This window comes from Clostridioides sp. ES-S-0048-02 (genome assembly GCF_020658495.1).
GTDB lineage: Bacteria > Bacillota > Clostridia > Peptostreptococcales > Peptostreptococcaceae > Clostridioides.
In genome coordinates, this window is the sequence record NZ_JACVWH010000025.1 from 1 (window position 1) to 19,688 (window position 19,688).

14 protein-coding genes, 1 tRNA gene, 1 rRNA gene and 1 other RNA gene are annotated in these 19,688 nt (G+C 28.8%); 15 read left to right on the forward strand and 2 right to left on the reverse strand.

Going from position 1 to position 19,688, the window contains the following annotated elements; translation table 11 throughout:
* Both IC173_RS18515 and IC173_RS18520 read left to right on the forward strand, forming a co-directional pair.
* Positions 1–92: ribosomal RNA gene (locus IC173_RS18515) — 23S ribosomal RNA — on the forward strand; the annotation flags it as partial.
* 77 nt (positions 93–169) lie between these two features.
* Positions 170–244, forward strand: a tRNA-Thr gene (locus IC173_RS18520).
* Between the two features lie 221 nt (positions 245–465).
* Here the strand turns inward: IC173_RS18520 and srtB are convergent.
* On the reverse strand, positions 466–1,149 hold the full coding sequence (gene srtB, locus IC173_RS18525; protein WP_227432746.1) for a class B sortase: 684 nt from the start codon (positions 1,147–1,149) through the stop codon (positions 466–468).
* Positions 1,150–1,283: 134 nt separating this feature from the next.
* Here srtB and rnpB point away from each other — a divergent pair.
* The 8 genes from rnpB to IC173_RS18565 all read left to right on the forward strand — a co-directional run bounded on the left by rnpB (position 1,284) and on the right by IC173_RS18565 (position 11,999).
* Positions 1,284–1,618, forward strand: an RNA gene (rnpB, locus tag IC173_RS18530) — RNase P RNA component class A.
* A 276-nt stretch (positions 1,619–1,894) separates the two neighbouring features.
* Complete coding sequence (locus IC173_RS18535) at positions 1,895–4,405, forward strand: SPOR domain-containing protein (protein ID WP_227856061.1); 2,511 nt, start codon at positions 1,895–1,897, stop codon at positions 4,403–4,405.
* A 122-nt stretch (positions 4,406–4,527) separates the two neighbouring features.
* Positions 4,528–6,519, forward strand: coding sequence for a hypothetical protein (locus IC173_RS18540; RefSeq protein ID WP_227835816.1), 1,992 nt, complete (start codon positions 4,528–4,530; stop codon positions 6,517–6,519).
* On the forward strand, positions 6,509–6,829 hold the full coding sequence (locus IC173_RS18545; protein WP_227432352.1) for a hypothetical protein: 321 nt from the start codon (positions 6,509–6,511) through the stop codon (positions 6,827–6,829). The genes IC173_RS18540 and IC173_RS18545 overlap by 11 nt, the downstream gene beginning before the upstream one ends.
* 193 nt (positions 6,830–7,022) lie before the next feature.
* Positions 7,023–7,898 carry a UTP--glucose-1-phosphate uridylyltransferase GalU gene (gene galU / locus IC173_RS18550; RefSeq protein WP_285894577.1) on the forward strand — a complete coding sequence of 292 codons (876 nt, stop codon included), beginning with the start codon at positions 7,023–7,025 and terminating at the stop codon, positions 7,896–7,898.
* Positions 7,899–7,920: 22 nt separating this feature from the next.
* On the forward strand, positions 7,921–8,934 hold the full coding sequence (gene galE, locus IC173_RS18555) for a UDP-glucose 4-epimerase GalE (protein ID WP_227856062.1): 1,014 nt from the start codon (positions 7,921–7,923) through the stop codon (positions 8,932–8,934).
* Between the two features lie 110 nt (positions 8,935–9,044).
* Positions 9,045–10,979, forward strand: coding sequence for a cell wall-binding repeat-containing protein (locus IC173_RS18560; protein WP_227482740.1), 1,935 nt, complete (start codon positions 9,045–9,047; stop codon positions 10,977–10,979).
* A gap of 210 nt (positions 10,980–11,189) precedes the next feature.
* The gene (locus tag IC173_RS18565) at positions 11,190–11,999 is read left to right on the forward strand and encodes a DUF3800 domain-containing protein (RefSeq protein WP_255613040.1); all 810 of its coding nucleotides are present in this window, start codon (positions 11,190–11,192) and stop codon (positions 11,997–11,999) included.
* Between the two features lie 210 nt (positions 12,000–12,209).
* Here the strand turns inward: IC173_RS18565 and IC173_RS18570 are convergent, their stop codons facing one another.
* Positions 12,210–13,091, reverse strand: coding sequence for a LysR family transcriptional regulator (locus IC173_RS18570; RefSeq protein ID WP_227432356.1), 882 nt, complete (start codon positions 13,089–13,091; stop codon positions 12,210–12,212).
* A gap of 413 nt (positions 13,092–13,504) precedes the next feature.
* On the opposite strand from IC173_RS18570, the gene IC173_RS18575 reads away from it, so the two are divergent.
* The 5 genes from IC173_RS18575 to IC173_RS18595 all read left to right on the forward strand — a co-directional run bounded on the left by IC173_RS18575 (position 13,505) and on the right by IC173_RS18595 (position 19,589).
* A complete protein-coding gene (locus IC173_RS18575) occupies positions 13,505–14,353 on the forward strand; it encodes a sugar phosphate isomerase/epimerase family protein (RefSeq protein ID WP_227432357.1) in 849 nt (282 codons plus the stop codon).
* An 82-nt stretch (positions 14,354–14,435) separates the two neighbouring features.
* Positions 14,436–16,358: an FAD-dependent oxidoreductase gene (locus tag IC173_RS18580; protein WP_227432358.1), complete on the forward strand. Its 1,923-nt coding sequence runs from the start codon at positions 14,436–14,438 to the stop codon at positions 16,356–16,358.
* Between the two features lie 83 nt (positions 16,359–16,441).
* On the forward strand, positions 16,442–17,305 hold the full coding sequence (aroE, locus tag IC173_RS18585) for a shikimate dehydrogenase (RefSeq protein WP_227432359.1): 864 nt from the start codon (positions 16,442–16,444) through the stop codon (positions 17,303–17,305).
* Positions 17,306–17,525: 220 nt separating this feature from the next.
* Positions 17,526–18,743: an MFS transporter gene (locus IC173_RS18590; RefSeq protein ID WP_227845576.1), complete on the forward strand. Its 1,218-nt coding sequence runs from the start codon at positions 17,526–17,528 to the stop codon at positions 18,741–18,743.
* Positions 18,744–18,806: 63 nt separating this feature from the next.
* Positions 18,807–19,589 carry a shikimate kinase gene (locus IC173_RS18595; RefSeq protein ID WP_227824250.1) on the forward strand — a complete coding sequence of 261 codons (783 nt, stop codon included), beginning with the start codon at positions 18,807–18,809 and terminating at the stop codon, positions 19,587–19,589.
* Positions 19,590–19,688: the final 99 nt, after the last annotated feature.

Below are 19,688 nucleotides of genomic sequence, written 5' to 3' on the forward strand. Positions count from 1 at the left end.
ACCCCAGAAAGACTATCTGGTTGATAGGTCGAAGGTGTAAGTGCAGCAATGTATTTAGCTTATCGATACTAATAGGTCGAGGACTTGACCAATATTTATTTGATGTTCATTAATTAAAATATATATGCAGTTTTTAGAGTGTTAATTTAACTCATAATAGAATAAGTGTGCTGGTGTGGCTCAACGGTAGAGCAGCTGACTTGTAATCAGCAGGTTGTAGGTTCGATTCCTATCACCAGCTCCAGTAAAGACTATGTTTTTAACATAGTCTTTTTTATTATATAATATATTTATTATTTTATATAGTTTATAGAAATAGACAGGAAATTGATAAATTTAAGTAAAAAATAGCTATTAAGTAAGAAATAGCTATACAGATTAAAATAATTATTTTAATCTGTATGTGAATACCTTAACGCAAAAATTTGATTATTTGTGTAAGAATTGTTAAAAAGACATGTATATTTAATTTGAAACTAACTTGCCATGGATTACCATTCTAGCATCATCAAATTCATAAGTGCATGTAGAAAGTGTAACTATCTTATCTTTACTACTTACTTTCATATTTGATTTATGTAATGATTTGGAAGTAATAGCATCTATGTATTTTTGATAGTCTGATTCGCTATTAAAGCTTGTTTTTAGATAATCATAATCAGATTCTACAATATAGGCAGAAAATACTTCATATAATAATTCTTTTCCATCCATAGTGATTTTTATTTGATTGTTTTCTTTAAAGAAATCATCATCTTTAAACTTATTTAGATTATTAAACATTGTTTTGTTTTTCATATTATGTCCATATACTATAACATTTTGGTCATCCAGAGATTTATTTCTATAATCCATGAATAATGTACCTGAGATAGATTTTTTACCATAAAAGTCTTTGTCAAGATAATAAGAATTATCTTTAGATTGTACAACTGGATAATTTATATTTGTATTATCAACAGAAAGCCAAAACTTAAAATCTTTGTTTATTTTTAATAAGTCTTCTTTTTTATTTTCTTTTTTCTGAAGTTGAGCAGATACTTTAGTATCATGGCTGTACTTGCTAAGCTTTAAGCATATATTAAATCCACTATAGATTATTACTAATATTAATATAATATTAATTATTACTCTATATAATTTTTTCAAAATTTCACCTCAAATCATAAATAATAGTTTATATACCTATATTACACTATTTTTGAAGAAATTTAAATTTTTAGTATAATATTACTTTGACATACTTAAGTATTTATGATAATATAGCTAAGTAAAATGAATATTAAGTAAGCCAGATAATCGCATGTAATTTTACATGAGGAAAGTCGGAGCTCCATAGAGCAGGGTGCTAGGTAACACCTAGTGGGAGCAATCCTAAGGATAGTGCAACAGAAATAAACCGCCACTTAAGTGGTAAGGATGGAAAGGCGAGGTAAGAGCTCACCAGCAGCTAGGCGACTAGTTGGCTATGTAAACCCCACCTGGAGCAAGACCAAGATAGGAATAAAGAGTGCTGCTCGTACTCTCCGGTAGGTAGGTCGCTTGAGCTTATTGGTGACAATAAGCCTAGAAAGATGATTATCTAATACAGAACTCCGCTTATAGACTTGCTTAATTTTTTCGATAGGTGAAACATCAGTTTAAACTGATGTTTTTTTATTTGCAAATTTGTCTAATTTACTTTCAAAATTTTGTGGAATATTGTAATATAAGTTAGTACAGATATTAAAAATGGTATAATATAAGATGGATATAAAAAGAAAAAGTAAAATGATGTAAATAATATGATATGATATAAGATGTAGTAAATTTAGTAACTAATTATTAAAATATCATAATCAAATTAGTAATTTTACATAATGTAAATATCACAATAAAATAATTGATTTAAGGAGTGAAGGTTTTGAGTGAAAATAATATAATAAGAAATACTGTTTTAAATGTCACAGCAAGTTTTTTAAAACAAGAGTCTAAGATAAATGAAAAATTAGAAGGTGTTTTAGAAAAGAAATTTGAAAAAGTAGAATTCAATGAAGCAAAATATGCTGAGCTTTTAAAATTTAATATATTGTTTTATAAAACATTAGCAAGAAATACAGAACCGCTTATCGGGAAATGGATAGTAGATAAATACATACCTGAAATAGATGAATTAGAGAAAGAATTAGAATTAACTACAGCTAAATGTAGAAAGTATGTAAATAAGGCAATGAAGGATGGTTTAGACTGTCTAAAAGCCAACGATTTAAGTAGTTTTTTAGCTTATGATAAAATGGACCTATTAGAGAGACGAAGACGTTTAGAAAAGGATTATAAGGTTCTAAATCTATATAAAGACCTTCTTAATATAACACTTAGAAAGATAAGTTTAGAAAAGAAAGATTGTGCAAGTTTATTTCTTAAGAATCAAGCTGATGCTAAAAGAGAACTAAAAAGAGAAATAATATTCTGTGTAAATAAGATATTAGCTAGTAGCAAAGAGGTAGTACCTAAAAATATAGAAGAGAATTCTGAACAAAGCAGTGAAGATATAAAAGCAACAGAAATTGAAGATTTACAATTAGGTAAAGATAATTCAGAAAATGATGTTTTATTAAATTCAGTTAAAAAGTCAGAATTAGGAAAAGAACCGCAGATAAATGATGTAGAAGCAAAGTTTATGGATAAACTAAATAGTTTAAATGATGAAAGTATATCTCAAACTGTATATAATGAATATAAAAAATTATGTGGGTTAGAAGAACTTCCTTATGTTGAAGGCTATGGCTTTGGTGGAGAAGTTATTAAAGACTTTGTTTGTGCAACAGTTGCATTAGAATTTTTGAAGAGAAGAAATAGAGACCTTATAGAAGGTGCGATGAGATTAACTATAATTGGAGAATTTGGTGCTGAAAATTTTAAGGAATTCATAGATTATGTAATTAAAAATAAAACAGAAATTAGTGAAAATGTTTGGGAAGAAGCACACATTGTTCTAAAAGATAAATCTTCTGAATTAGAAAATCACGATATTGTATCAAAGAGAACTAGAAAAAATAAAGACATTGATATTGAAGAATATATTTATATGATAAAAAATGCAGATAAAGATGTTTGTTTTAGAAGTAGCATTTCTATAGAGGAAGATACTAAAGAAGAAGTAATTAATAAGAATGAAAATGTAGAGAATGCTATAGAAAATAAAGAAGATATTGAAAAAGATCATGATATAAATAAAGAAGAAATAATTGAACCAGAAAATAAGAAGAGTAGAAAAAAAGATAAATTATTTGGATTTATGAAAAAGGAAAGCAAAAAAGAGGATGTGCTAGAAGAAACTGAAAAGGAAGAGATTGGATTAGATAATACTTCTGATACAGTTCCAGGTGAAGCTGATGAATCTATTAAGGAAAATATAGAAAACTTAGAAGAAATAAACCAAAGTTTAGAAGAAGAACGCAACATAAAAATAGAAAAACCAATAAATAATGATGAGTTAGATAAAAAACTATCAGCAAGTAATGAGCCTAAATCTGAAAAAGAAAGTAAGGGATTAGGTGATGAAATACCAAAAGAAGCAGAAGAAAAAAATGTAGAAAGTGAAAAATCAGTAGTAATACCTATTAACAAGAAAGAAAAAAATAGCAAAAAGTCTAAACATTCTTCTAAGTCTAATTCTAAGGAAAAGAAAACAGAAATAAAAAATTATGAATCAAATGAAGAAGATTCTATAGATGATGAAGATGTTGGTTCTAAAAAAAGCAGATTAAAAGAGACTATTATAGCTATAGTTATAGTGGCAATTGTTGGTGTAGGATACTTTATAACAGTAGGCAATAACAAGAAAAATGATAAAGACACGACACCTCCAAAAGCACCAACTCAGCAACAAGCCAACAATAAACAAACAGAAGAAGAAAAGAAAGCAAAAGCTGAAAAAGAAAAGAAAGAAGCAGAAGAAAAGGCAAAAGCAGAGGAAAAAGAAAAAGCTGAAAAGAAAGCAAAAGAGATGGAAGCATATAAAGACGGTAAAGGTGTATATTATACTGTCTATGCAGGTTCACTTAAAGTTGAAGCAACAGCAAAAGAAACAGCAAAAGAATATGAAGCTAAAGGTATTTCTTCAACAATAGTTCAAGAGAATGGATATTATAAAGTGAAGATAGGTGATTATTCTGAGTATGGAGAAGCACAAGAAAAATGTAATGAATTAGCTAAGAAATCTATTGATACATATATAGCGATGTATGATAAGTACTATGATTACAAATTAGAAGATTTGAAAGAATCAGCTCCTTCATTAAGTGCTGAAGAACTTAGACAAAAATATGAAGATTTAAGAAGTGAGTTAAAAAATAAATCTGGATATCGTGAATATGTTAAACATTTAGATAAACTTTATGAAGAAATAGTTGAAGGTGCTTAGGATATTTATTAAATAAGGACGAATTATGTCTCAAAATAAAAAGTATTAAAAGATATTATTTATTTTGAGACATTTTATTCACCTTTAGAAAATAATTATAATTTTGTTTAGGCGGTGAAGGTATGTTGAAATTAGGAGAAAAAATTATATATGAGCTTTCAGATGGATTTGAGCTTAGTGGTATCAGTAGATATTCAAAAGAATCTAAGAAACTTCATATAACAAATTTAGGTAATATTATAATCAGCAAAGCAGATGAAGTTAATGATGAATCAGGGGTAAAATATATATATAGTTTTTCAGATAATAAAAAAAAGTTAGAAGCAGTTTTAGAAGGTTCTCAAATAATCATTTGTGGAGATAACTTGCCTTTTTATATAAAAAGTGAGAATTCAAGTAAGAATGTTACAGCAAGTTTAACTATGAAAATAACTTTAGATGAATATGATTTAATCTGTAAGAACCAAAGAGAATTTATATTTTATTTAAAAGACAACATGACTATCTTGAGTTTAGATGATAATAAATTTTATATGGGTGGAATTAATAAAGATAATGAAAAGTTTATATTTATCAGTGGAAAAAATAGATTTGAAATAAACTTTGATGATATAGAAAGATATATTTTAGAAGATAAGAGAGTTTCTCTAAAGGGTTATTTTCATATGGAAAGAGAAGGTCTTATAGTAAGGTCTATTTCTATATTTAATAATAATGTAGAAAATATAGTTCCAGCCGATTTAAGTGAGAGAGTTAAAGATAATAAGAAAATAGGAAATCTTCCTAAAGATTGTGAGATAGTATTCTGTAAAATATCAGGAAATATAGATGGATTTGATTATAAAAATACTAATATGCTTTTAGTAAAATATCAGGATCAACTTATTTTTATAAATAAGAAGTCTAAAAAAACTATTGTTAAGTCAACAAAAGATAATTGTTCAAAGTTAATTTTAGGAGAAGACATTATATTATATGATAATAAAAATGTATTTAACTTGCACATAAATGATAAAAATAAAGAAGCTATGCAAATAGAGGATTTAAAAGATATAGAAAATGAAATAGTAGGATATACATTAAAACATGCCCCATTTTTTATCCAAGAAGATTTTAATAGTTTAACAATAATGAAGTCTTTCCAAAAAGAAATTATATCTATAAAAAATAGTGATGTTAAAGATATTGTAATTAATAGAGATATTGAAAGTAAAAATTCTGATTTTGTAGAAACAGAAATAAAATTTAATAATCAAAAAATAATTTTAAATTTAAGTAGAAGTATGGTTCAAAAACTTATGCAAGATGTCTTTATATATGCAAAAAAACCACTACTTAAAGACGTTTCTGTTGAGATTTTATATAAAAATTGGTCTAAAGCTATGAATGATATGATAATATTTAATTTCTTTGGAAATATTTATTACATGAAATCTGAATTTGATAAAGTATTAGAAAGAGAACTGAATGATGAAATAAGAATAGAAGTCATAAATGCACTTTATAATCAGATACAAGAACAGAGAAATAATTTAGACTTGATATCAGCTTATACTCCAAGAATATTAGAAAATCAAGATATAGAGTTATTTGAAAAGTATAATGCAAAACTTGATGTACAAGTATTTAGACAGATTAAAAATTTATTCTTTGATTTATCATACAATATAAGTAGTTATTTAGATGGAGTTGAAAAAAGTTTAGATAATATTATATTTGTAATATCAGGTGAAGATAAGAAGCGATACAATTATAGGATGTTAAAGGAAAGTGAAAGTGCAAACTTGGATGTATTTTTAAAACAAGCTATATCAAGATTAAATCATTTAGTAGAAAATATGTATCCTTACTATGTGGATGAAACTAGTAGAGAGATGTTTAAGTTATTTGAAGTTTTATGGAAAAATTATAAAAATATTAATGATGATAGTATAAAAGAAGTATTATTCGAGAGAATAACAAATACATATGTATTTAGACAATTGACATTAAATAATAATACAAATGAAAGAAGAAAAGACATAATTGAAAAAATATATAATTCTGTTGATTATGGAGCCAATAAGCTAGATGAAAATATGTTTTTCACAGGAGGAATGAAGTATGTCAAGTAAATACAATGTATGGAATTTTAATTATGAGTTTTTAGGTCTGAATTCAAGTGATGAAAAAAATAATGAAGTTTATTATGAGATTGATTTAGATGAAGTCTTGAATGAAAACTATATAAGTGAAGATATAGATGGAGATTTAGATACTGATGGAAATAGCATCTTAGGAGAATTAATATCAGAAATGGATATAGATGAAGATGTAAGTGTTGACATGACATATCAAGAATTAGAAGTGGATTTAGAAGATTTAGATTCATATTTGGATGATGATATAGATAGTGATATAAAGGGTATTTTGGATGAAATTTAGTACCTATGTGAGTTTTAGGTAGAATATAGACAATATAATATATTAACTTATAAAAACTAAAGGTAGATGAAATTTCATCTACCTTTATGTTCTTGTAATGTTAAGAATTGGGATAATATAGAGTTTGAAGAAAAAGTATAAATATGGTATATTAATTTGGTACAAGAGAAAATTTACGAAGAAGGGTGAAAAAATGCAGATGACAGTAAAAAAAGCGATAATACCAGCAGCAGGGCTAGGAACTAGATTTTTACCAGCAACAAAATCACAGCCCAAAGAAATGCTTCCTATAGTAGATAAACCAACTTTACAGTATATAATAGAAGAAGCTATAGACTCAGGAATTGAAGAAATTCTTATAATAACAGGTAGAAATAAAAAATCTATAGAAGACCATTTCGATAAATCAGTTGAATTAGAGTTAGAATTAGAACAAAAAGGTAAGACAGAAATGCTAGAAATGGTAAGAGATATATCAAATATGGTAAATATTCACTATATAAGACAAAAGGAGCCAAAAGGTCTTGGACATGCAATTTACTGTGCAAAAAGTTTTATAGGAGATGAACCTTTTGCTGTATTATTAGGTGATGATATAGTAGACTCAGATGTGCCTTGTCTAAAGCAATTAATAGATACTTATAATGAATATAAAACAACTGTACTAGGTGTTCAAAAGATAGCTAAAGAAGATACAAACAAATATGGAATATTGGATATAAAACATATAGAAGATAGGGTTTATAAAGTTAAAGATATGGTTGAAAAGCCTGCAATTGAAGAAGCACCATCAGACATAGCCATACTTGGAAGATATATAATAACTCCTGCAATATTTGATATATTAGAGAAACAAACACCTGGAAAGGGTGGAGAAATACAGTTAACAGATGCACTTCAAACTCTTGGAAAACAAGAAGCTATCTATGCTTATAATTTTGAAGGAAGAAGGTATGATGTGGGAGATAAGATTGGTTTTTTAGAGGCGACAATAGATTTTGCTCTAAAAAGAGAAAATCTAAAAGATGATTTAATGGCTTATATGAGAAAAAAAGTAAGCGAAAAATAAATTTAGAAAAGAGGTAATTACTATGGCGGTTTTAGTAGCTGGAGGAGCAGGATATATAGGAAGCCATACAGCAATAGAACTTTTAGAATCAGGTTATGAAGTTGTTATAGTTGACAATTTAAGTAATAGTAACTCAATAGTAGTTGATAGAATTAGAGAATTATCTGGAAAACAAGTAAAATTTTATAATATTGATATAACTAATAAAAATGAAATGCACACTGTATTTAAAGAAAATAATATTGAATCTATTATACATTTTGCAGCTTTAAAAGCAGTTGGAGAATCAGTAGAAAAGCCAATTGAATATTATAGCAATAATCTAATAAGTACATTAAATTTATTTGAATTAATGAGAGAATATGGTGTTAAGAAATTTGTATTTAGTTCATCAGCTACTGTATATGGAGATCCACATACTTGTCCGATATTAGAAGATTTCCCGCTTTCTGTAACTAATCCATATGGAAGAACTAAGCTTATGATAGAGCAGATGTTAGTGGATATATCAAAAGCAGATAAGTCATTAGATATAGCACTTTTAAGATATTTTAATCCAGTAGGTGCTCATAAGAGTGGAAGAATTGGTGAAGAACCAAATGGAATTCCAAGTAACTTAATGCCTTATATAACAAAAATAGCAGTGGGTAAATTAAAAGAACTAAGTGTATATGGAAATGATTATCCAACTCATGATGGGACTGGAGTTAGAGATTATATACATGTATTAGATTTAGCTGCTGGTCATGTAAAGGCATTACAAAAATTAGAAGAAAATCCAGGACTTGTTGTTTACAATTTAGGAACTGGTAAAGGATATAGTGTTCTTGATTTAGTTAAAGCATTTTCTAAAGCCAGTGGAAAAGAGATACCATACAAAATTGTTGGAAGAAGAGCTGGAGATGTAGCAATGTGTTATGCAGATTCATCAAAAGCAGAGAAAGAACTTGGATGGAAAGCTAAATATGAACTTGAAGAAATGTGCCAAGATTCTTGGAGATGGCAAAGTATGAATCCAAATGGATACGAAGCATAAAATGTATATTAAAGGGGTAAATGTAACAAATTTGTAAATACAAGATATTGGTAATTTTATGTTATAATTAGAGGCGTGTAGTTATGTTTCTAAAAGAGGGGGAAGTTGTAGTGAAAAAAAGTCTAAAAAAGTATTTAGTACTAGCAATGACTTTAGTTTTAGTATTTGCATGTGGTGTACCAGAATCAAGTGCAGCCAGTAAACATGTAATTATAGTAAACTCAAGAAAAAACACTCTGGGATATTTTGTAAATAGCAAGCTTGTAAAAGAATTTAAAGTTGCAACAGGGAAAAAAGGTTCAGAGACACCAACAGGGAAAACAAAGGTAGTTAACAAGATAAAAAATAGACCATATTATAAAGGAAATATACCTGGAGGAAGCCCAAAAAATCCATTAGGAGATAGATGGATGGGATTAGCACTAAAAGGAACTTATGGAGATACATATGGGATACATGGAAATAATAATGAAAGTTCTATAGGAAAACACATTTCTGGTGGATGTATAAGAATGCACAATAAAGAGGTTAGATGGTTATTTGACCAAGTTCCAGTAGGTTCAGATGTAATTATAGATTATAGTAATGACAGTTATACTAAAATAGCAGCAAAATATAAGATAAATTTAAACCAAACAGGATGGAAAACAGAAAATGGGAAGAAGTATTATGTAAAATCTGATGGAACATACCAAAAAAATAGTTGGTTAAAAGTAAATGGAAAAATGTATTATTTTGATGCTTCAGGAGTAATGCAAACAGGATGGAAGACAATTAATAACAAAAAATATTACTTAGGAACTGATGGAGTAAGAGTATCTGGATGGAAGGTAATTGATGGAAAAACTTATTACTTTAATTCAGATGGAGTAATGCAAACAGGATGGCAAGAAAAAGATGGCAAGAAATACTATCTAGGAAATGATGGCTTATCAGTAGTAGGATGGCAAGAAATAGATGGTAATAAGTATTACTTTGATAAAACAGGAGTAATGCAAACAGGATGGCAGCAATTAGAAGGTAAATCTTACTATTTAGACAAAGAAGGTAAAATGCTAACAGGAACTCAAAAAATAGATGGAAAAGATTATACTTTCAATGAAGATGGAACAATAAACCCTACATGGAACACAGTTGTAGGAGCAAATAGATTTGATACAGCTAAAAAAATAAGTGAAGTTGGAAATTGGGGTGCTGACAGTTCAGATACTGTTGTATTAGTAAATGGAAATGCAATAGCAGATGGAATAACAGCAACGCCTTTGGCAAGTAGTTACAATGCAACAATATTACTTACTAATACAGATAAATTACCAACTGAAACTGTTGCAGAAATGAATTCATTAGCACCTAAAACAGTAATTTTAATAGGTGGAGAAAATGCAATAAGTTCTAAATTAGAGCAAGAAATAAAGAGTACTTTTAATGCAGAGACAAAGAGAATATCAGGTCAAGATAGATATCAAACTGCTGTAAGAATAGCTAATGAACTTGGAAACAGAGAAGAAATAAAGACAGCTTATATGGTTTCTGGAAATGGAGAGGCAGATGCTCTATCTGTAGCTTCTAAAGCTGGAGAAGAAAAACAACCTATAATACTAGTTAAGAAAGATGGAATTACAGAAGAATCTTATATTTGGCTAACAGAAAGAAAATTAGAAAATGCATATTTTATAGGTGGACCAAATGCAATTAATGATTCAACAATAGCTAAGATGAATGAAATAACTACTGAAGATGTTTCAGGAAATAGAATATATGGAAATGACAGATTAGATACTAATGCTAAAGTTATAGAAAAATTCTATGGCGATACTGATTTACAATCTGTGTTAGTTAGCAAATCAGATGCTTTAGTAGATGCTTTATCAGCTGGACCATTAGCTGCAAAATTACACTCACCAATAGTTTTAATGGATAACTCAGGATTATCAGCAGAACAAAATAGAGTATTTGCAAATAAAAAAGTTGAAACTCCTTATCAAATTGGAGGAGGAGTATCTTATATAGGTATGGATAAATTAATAGATATTCTTAGAAAATAATAAAACTATATAAATAATGTATAAAATGAAATTGAGATGTAAAATTCAACAGCCTAAAGCTTTGATTGTTTATATCTCAATTTTTTATTACAAAATTAAGTTTAAGTTATCTAAAAATCTTGGAATATTTTCAAAACTCATATAAAATAAATATAGGTGATATCATCATATGTTAAGAGGGTGAGTGAAATTATAAAGAAGAAGTATATAATGTTTATTGATGAAAGTGGGAGAGCTGATATAAATCATGAGGACCCATTTACATTAACAGGAGTAATTTTTGAATATAAATATGCAGTGAGTCAAGGTGATTATGTCTGTTGTTTAAGGAAAGAGATGGATGCCTTTAAAGATTATTGCTTTGGAACTAGTAATATAGGAATACACTTGACTGATATATCCAGAAAGTCAAGAGCATTTGAAAGGTTTGATGATTCACAAATTAAGTTATTTTATGATGAATTACCTTTATTTCTATCTAAACTAGAGTGCACCATAATATCAGTAACAGTAGATAAGGCTAGATTAAAAAAATACTATGCACCTTCAAAGGAACCTTATGTTGTAGCTTTTATACATGTGCTTCAAAATTTCTATTCATTTGTAAATAATGAAAATGTAGAGTCTGCAAGAATCGTTATTGAATCAAGAGATGATGTTTCAAATTTAAAAGTACAAAAGGCATTTTTTGATGTTTTTAATAATGGAACAATATATTTAGATATAGATGAAGAGTTAAGAGACAAGGTAAAAGGTTTTATAATTGCCAAAAAGGAAGATGTAGATTACAAAGAAGGTTTAGAAATAGCTGATATTCTATGTAATCCTCTTAGTAGAGCTAGAAGAGGATTAATAGAAGCAAATCCAAAATGTGTGCAATATGGAGAAAAAAATAAAATATTTAAATCTGTAAGAAGTAAAATATACACTCCAACTAGTTTAAATGACATAAGAAATTGGGGTTTTAAAGAAGTTCCGATTGTAGAGCCTGTTGGACCATGGCTTGAAAAAATGAGATAGATAGATTGACAAATTTTTAGAAAATTGATATAATATAAATAACTTAGTTATTCAGGAATTGAAATACAGTTGCTGTTATATAACGATTATTACTGAGACTCGGATGCCGACTGTCAGTTAAGAATCTATACTTTTAGAAGTATAGATTTTTTTATTTTGGAAGAAACCCTAAAAAAGAGACTATTTAAAAATAACCTCTTTTATTAATACTTATAATTGAGCATTTTTAATGACAAAGTTTTTGAAATTTTTAATTGCAGGAGGCAAATATCTATCCTTTATAACTGCTAAGTAAAAATTTCTTTCCCAACTTGGGTAAACGATTTGAATTACTTTTACTTTTGTAAACTTAAGCATAGGCATATTTGGTACTACAGCTATACCGAAATTTTTTGCAACTAATCCAGCAACTACCTGGTCTTCTTCTACCTCATGAACTATGTTAGGTTGTTGATTTATTTTTTTAAACATGTCATCAATTATATATCTAAGTCCACTTCTTTGATTAAATACTATTTGAGGATAAGGTATTGTCTCTTTTAAATCTATAGTATCTTTTGTAGCCAGTGGGTGGCTATATGGTACAATTAATACTAAATCTTGTTTGGATACAGGTATAAATTCAATTCCCTTCTCTTTTTCAAGTTTTGAGCAAAAAGCAATATCGTATTTTCTTTCCTTAAGACCTTGGATAATATCAGTAGTTACACCTGTATGAAATTTAAAGTCAATTGATTTATCAGGATTAGATTTTAAGAATCTATGAACCATATCAGGTATAAAGTCTGTACCAAGTGTTCTAAGGAAAGCTAAGTCAATTTGACCTTCACCAGTACCCGTTATCTTTAGTGACTTTACACTTGAGTCTAAGATTTCTAATGATTTTTCCACGTCTCTTAAAAATATTTTACCATATTTAGTTAAAACTATATTTCTACCTTCCTTTTCAAATAGAGACACTCCAAGTTCACTTTCTAACAAAGAAATAGCATGACTCAAACTTGGTTGTGTTATAGATAAATTTTCTGCTGCTTTTGTATAGTGCTCTAAATGTGCCAATGTAACAAAATAGCGTAAGTGATATAAGTTCAATTTTTGTTCATCCTTTCATGAGTATCGTATTTTTTATTTGTATGTATTTAAAGAAGTTGACCTTAAAGAAGTTTTTCACATTTTTATTATATATGATTACAGCGTAATAATAAAAGCTTTTAAAGAAATTTATCGTTTTTTGTCTTAAATTTTAGATAGATAGAGTTAAGGTATATATTAATAAATTATATTATCAATAAAATCTATAAACAAAATCTATGAATTGATAGGAAATTATCAATTTGTTATTAATAAAGTCTCATGATACAATGAATTTATAAAATCTAGATAAAGATAAATCAAAAAAATATTTTTATTTTTAAAGTAAAATAATGCTACTAGTAGAATAAATAAAAAAATAAAATCAAAAAAAAGATTAATTATAAAGAAATTAAAGGGGGCATATTTAAATTATGAATAATCAAAAAAATATTAACATTCCAATTACTATTAGTTCTTATACATTAGGCACAGAAGTTTCATTCCGTGATAGAGTGCGTATTGCAAAAGAAGCTGGATTTGATGGCATTGGATTACGTGCTGAAAATTATGTGGATGCAAAAAACGCTGGAGTTACAGACGAAGAAATGCTTTCAATTCTTGATGAATATAATATGAAAGTTACAGAAGTAGAATATATAACTCAATGGGGGACTAAAGAGGATAGAACAGAAGCTCAACAAGAAAAAGAACAAAATGTTTATCATATGGCTCGTTTATTTAATGTTAAACATATAAACTGTGGTCTATTAGAAATGGTACCAGAAGAACAAATTATAACTGCATTAGGAGAATTATGTGATAGAGCAGGAGAACTTATTATAGGACTTGAGTTTATGCCATACAGCGGTGTGCCAGATTTAGCTACTGCTTGGCGTGTTGTAAAAGGATGTAACCGTGAAAATGCAATGCTTATATTAGATACATGGCACTGGGCTAGAGCAAAACAAACAGTAGATGACCTTGCACCTGTTCCAGCAGAAAAGATAGTATCAATTCAAGTTTGTGATGTTTTAGAGACACCTTATGAAAAACTTAGAGATGAATCACTACATGACCGTGTAGCTCCAGGTGAAGGATATGGAAATACAGAAGAATTTGTAAAAATAATCAAAGAACATAATATATCACCAGAAGTTATAGGTGTTGAAGTAATATCTGATTCTTTAGTAGCTAAAGGATTATCAACTACAGCTGAGACTGTATTTAAGGCAACTAAAAAAGTATTAGATAAAGCATGGCCAGAAGTATCTCCAAAATAAAAATAGACTTATTCGATATTAAAGTATATAAAGCATAAAAATATAAGAAAAAAATATAAAACTTGAAAGGAAGGAAAACCTTATGAAGATTAGTTCTATGTTTACACCTATAAAAATTGGTTCAATGACAGTTCCAAACCGTTTTGTAGTTCCTCCTATGGGAAATAATTTCGCAAACACAGATGGTACTTTAAGTGAAACTTCTAAGGCTTATTATCTTGAACGTGCCTTAGGTGGTTTTGGATTAATAACTATAGAATCTAGTGTTGTGGATAAGAAAGCTAAAGGAGGACCTCGTAAACCTTGTTTGTATGATGATAGCACAATAGATAGTTTTAAAAATGTAATAGATGCCTGTCATAATGCAGGTTCAAAAGTATCTATACAATTACAACATGCTGGTTCTGAGGGAAATGAAAAAATTGCAGGGTATCCTTTAAAAGCTGCTTCTGCAATACCTGCGTCAAATGGACGTAATACACCATTAGCAATAACAACTGAAGAAATATATGAACTTATAGAATCTTATGGAGATGCTGCGTTACGTGCAAAAAAAGCTGGTGTAGATGCTGTTGAAGTTCACTGTGCTCATGGATATTTAGTTAGTAGCTTTATATCACCAAGGACAAATAAACGTGTAGATGAATTTGGTGGATGTTTTGAAAATAGAATGAGATTACCTCGCCTTATAATTGAAAATATACGTAAAAAGGTAGGTAATTCTATAGCAATACTATGTCGTATAAATAGTACAGATGATATTTTAGGTGGAATTGATGTACATGATAGTTCAGTAATCGCAGCTTATTTAGAAGATTGTGGAGTAGATGGACTTCATGTTTCACGTAGTATACATATACATGATGAATATATGTGGGCTCCTACAGTTCTTCATGCTGGATTTAGCGCAGATTTAGTTACAGAAATAAAGAAATCTGTTAGTATACCAGTAATAACTGTTGGTCGCTATACAGAGCCACAATTTGCTGAATTAATGGTTCGTCAAGGTAGATGTGATTTAGTAGCATTTGGTAGACAAAGTTTAGCTGACCCAAGTATGCCTAACAAAGCTAAAAATGGGAAGTTAGATGAAATGATACCATGTATTGCGTGTCTACAAGGTTGTGTGCCAAACATGTTCCAAGGTAAGCCTATAGCTTGTCTTGCAAATCCGATATTAGGTCATGAATCTGAACTTAAACCAGCTGAAACTACAAAAGAAGTTCTTGTTGTTGGTGGTGGTGTTGGAGGTATGCTTGCAGCATGGGTATGTGCTGAGAGAGGGCATAAGGTAACTCTAGTTGAAAAATCTGAAATGCTTGGTGGTCAAATGCGTTTAGCTGCATATCCTCCAGGTAAAGGAGATATTACTAATTTAGTTCGTAGTTATATTTCAAAGTGCAATCAATATGGTGTAAAAATATACACTAATACAGAAGTTACAGTAGAGTTTATAAAAGAAAAATCACCTGATGCAGTTATTGTAGCTACTGGTGCAACTCCACTTGTACTTCCTATACCAGGAATTAATGAATCAGGATTAATACATGCAGTGGATCTTCTTGATGGAAAAGAATCTTGTGGAAAGAAAGTTCTTGTTGTTGGTGGTGGAATGGTTGGTTGTGAAGTGGCAGCCTTCCTTGGTGAACAAGAACATGATGTTACTGTTATTGAATTAAGAGAACAAGTTGGTGCAGATGTAATTTCTGAACATCGTAAATTCCTTATGGATGATTTTGAAAGTTACAATATACATACTGTTACTGGTGCTAAAGTTGCTAAATTCTATAACGATGGAGTTGACTATTCACTTGCAGATGGAACAGAAGATAATTTAAAAGGCTTCGATTCAGTAGTACTTGCTATGGGTTCTCGTAATTATGACCCATTAAGCGAAGAAGTAAAGAAATTTGTGAATGAAACTTATGTTGTTGGGGATGCAGTAAAGGCTCGTAGAGCATTGGATGCAACAAAAGAAGCTTTTGAAGTAGCATTAAATATATAGTTGAAATTAAATAGATGTTTCTTTGCAAATAATTAAATAGATTATTTGCAAAGAAATTGATGATATTGGGAGGATATAAAATTATGGAAATTTCAGGAAGAACAGGGTTATTCGCATTAATAGGTACACCAGTGGGGCATTCTAAATCACCACTAATGTATAATTATAGTTTTGAAAAATTAGATTTAGATTATAGATACTTAGCTTTTGATATTACTGTGGACAAGGTAAAAGATGCACTTTCAGCTATAAAGACGTTCAACATAAAAGGAGCAAATGTAACAATGCCATGTAAAACTGCTGTTACAGAATATATGGATGAACTTTCTCCAGCAGCTCGTATAATTGGAGCATGTAATACAATTGTAAATGAAAATGGAAAGTTAATTGGACATATAACAGATGGTGTTGGTTATGTTCGTAATTTAAAAGAAAATGGAGTTGAAGTAAAGGGTAAAAAACTTACGATTATGGGTGCTGGTGGTGCGGCAACTGCTATACAAGTACAATGTGCATTAGATGGAGCAAGAGAAATATCTATTTTCAATGCTAAGGATGATTTTTATAAAAGAGCGGAACAAACAATTGAAAATATAAAGAAAGAAGTACCAGAATGTATTGTTAATTTATATGATTTAGCAGATACAGAAAAACTTTATGAAGAAGTATCATCAAGTGATATTTTGACAAATGCAACGCTTATTGGGATGAAACCTCATGATAATGAAACTAATATAAAAGATGTTAGTGTATTAAGAAAAGAGTTAGTTGTAACAGATGTTGTTTATAATCCAAATAAAACAAAAATGATTGAGGATGCTGAAGCTAATGGTTGTAAAGCTATTGGTGGATTAGGAATGTTATTATATCAAGGAGCTGAGGCTTTTAATCTATACACTGGATTGGAAATGCCTGTAGAAGAAATTAAAGAATTATACTTTAAATAGACGAAAAAATAATACTTTAATAATATAGAATATATATGTATCTCAATGTTTTGATATTACTTTACAAAATATTTTGATATTACTTTACAAATTGTCATAGTGGGTTTTGTATCGGTGGTATAGTTAAATGTAAAAGTTTAGCTATTCTTTAAACCCATTATGGGAATGCGTTTATTGTATATAAAAATGTTAAGAAATTAACAAGAATGGGAGAATAACTATGAATAATAAAAAATACTATCCTACTGCCATAGCGTTGTATTTTTCATATTTTTTACTTGGTATTGGAATTTCAATTTTAGGACAATATAAACCAGAATTTGCATCTATGTGGGGAGCTAAGACACTATCAGATGGAACTCTTGATGTGAGTATTGTTTTAGCAGTTATTGCTGCATTAGGGTTAGGTAGACTTATATCATATCCATTTGCAGGCCCTATTTCAGATAAATATGGAAGAAAGGTAAGTGGACTTATAGGTAATTTTCTACATGCAATTTTCTTTATTGGAATTGTATTTTCACCAAATTTTTACATAGCGTATATATTTGCAGTAATTGGAGGTGCAGCAAACTCATTTTTAGATACTTGTGTAACACCTTCTTGTATGGAGATATTTGCTAGTCTAGGAACAATAGCAAATATGTTTACTAAATTCACAATAGCTTTAGCGCAATTTTTACTTCCTTTTATAATTGGATTTGTTGCAGCAAATTCAATATCATTTAAAGTTATTTTTATAGTAACAGCTGTTCTTATTATTGTAGATGCAATTTTAATAGCTATATTGCCATTTCCTCCAGCTAACAATGTTATTGATAATAATGGAAAGGCTGTTAAGTCAGAAAAAATGAAGTTTACACCAACAAGTATAGCTCTTGTTTGTATTGGATTTACATGTACATCTACATTTGTACTATGGCTAAATTGTAATCAAGAATTAGGTAAATTATATGGTATGGCTGACCCTACAAAAATTCAATCTTTTTATTCAATGGGAGTAATCTGTGCAGTATTAATAACTTCTGTGCTTATAAAAAAATATGTTAAGCCAATAAGAATACTTGTTATCTATCCTGTAATAGCTTCAATTATGTTATTAATTGTGTATTTTGTTCAGTCTCCAACTATTTGTATGGTAGGAGGATTTGTAATAGGTTATTCAGCAGCAGGTGGTGTGCTTCAATTGACTACATCGACAGCAAATGAAATGTTTCCAACTAATAAAGGAAAAATAACATCTATAGTTATGATTGCATCTAGTATAGCTAACTATGTTATTTTAAATATAGCTGGATTTATTACAAAATCTGGTGGAGTAAATGGACCAAAATATGTTGTACTATTTAATGTAGCTATAACATTTGTTGGAATTTTACTTGCATTGTTTGTAAACATGAGATATGAAAAAGAAAAAGTACATGATTGTAATATGTAACATTAGTATAATATAATTGTAAGTATTTTTAATTTTAACATGTCTGAAAGAAGAGGTGTGACAATGGAAAATATAGAAAAAATAAGAGAAAAAATAGACTTATATGATGATGAGCTGATTGATTTACTTGAGAAAAGAATGGAATGTATAAAAGGTATTATTGATATTAAAAAGGAAAAAGGTCTTCCCATTTTACAGCCAGACTATGAAAATAAAAAAGAAGTAGCATTAATTGAGAAGCTAAAAGGTCATAAGTTTGAAGATGAAATTATAGATATTTTCAGATATGTAGTAAAAAATAGTAAGAAAATACAGGCTAAAAATTTATTCTCTTACAATATAATGCTTGTTGGATTTATGGGGGTCGGAAAAAGCACTGTATCATCATACTTGAGTCATTTATTAGAAATGGAGCAAGTAGAAACAGATGCATATATAGTTGAGCATCAAGGGATGAGTATTTCTGAAATATTTGAAAAACGAGGAGAAGAATATTTTAGAAATCTTGAAAGCCAAGCATTAATAAATTTACAACAAAGAGAAGGACTAGTTGTTTCCTGTGGGGGAGGAATCGTACTTAGAGATAAAAATGTAGAATATATGAAAAAAAGTGGAAGAGTTGTTTTATTAACAGCAAGTCCAGAAACTATTCTTCAACGTGTTAAACATAGTGATGAAAGACCAATACTTAATAATAATATGAATGTTGAATTTATATCTGATTTGATGAAAAGACGAGAAGAGAAATATATGGCATCAGCAGATATTATTGTAAATACAGATAATAAAACAATAAAAGAAATTTGTGAAGAGCTGGTCGTAAAGTTAACGGAACTTGATAAATAAATTCTAATTTAACAAAACCATTGTTAAGCGATGAAACTTTAATATTTGTACAATTAGTATTACTGGAAATTTTAATTTCTAGTAATATTTTTTTATGTG

Coding starts and splice junctions, on each gene's coding strand:
- IC173_RS18540 (WP_227835816.1), top strand. CDS start 4,528: ATGTTGAAATTAGGAGAAAAAATTATATATGAGCTTTCAGATGGATTT.
- IC173_RS18545 (WP_227432352.1), top strand. CDS start 6,509: ATGTCAAGTAAATACAATGTATGGAATTTTAATTATGAGTTTTTAGGT.
- galU (WP_285894577.1), top strand. CDS start 7,023: ATGCAGATGACAGTAAAAAAAGCGATAATACCAGCAGCAGGGCTAGGA.
- galE (WP_227856062.1), top strand. CDS start 7,921: ATGGCGGTTTTAGTAGCTGGAGGAGCAGGATATATAGGAAGCCATACA.
- IC173_RS18565 (WP_255613040.1), top strand. CDS start 11,190: ATGTTTATTGATGAAAGTGGGAGAGCTGATATAAATCATGAGGACCCA.
- IC173_RS18575 (WP_227432357.1), top strand. CDS start 13,505: ATGAATAATCAAAAAAATATTAACATTCCAATTACTATTAGTTCTTAT.
- IC173_RS18580 (WP_227432358.1), top strand. CDS start 14,436: ATGAAGATTAGTTCTATGTTTACACCTATAAAAATTGGTTCAATGACA.
- aroE (WP_227432359.1), top strand. CDS start 16,442: ATGGAAATTTCAGGAAGAACAGGGTTATTCGCATTAATAGGTACACCA.
- IC173_RS18590 (WP_227845576.1), top strand. CDS start 17,526: ATGAATAATAAAAAATACTATCCTACTGCCATAGCGTTGTATTTTTCA.
- IC173_RS18595 (WP_227824250.1), top strand. CDS start 18,807: ATGGAAAATATAGAAAAAATAAGAGAAAAAATAGACTTATATGATGAT.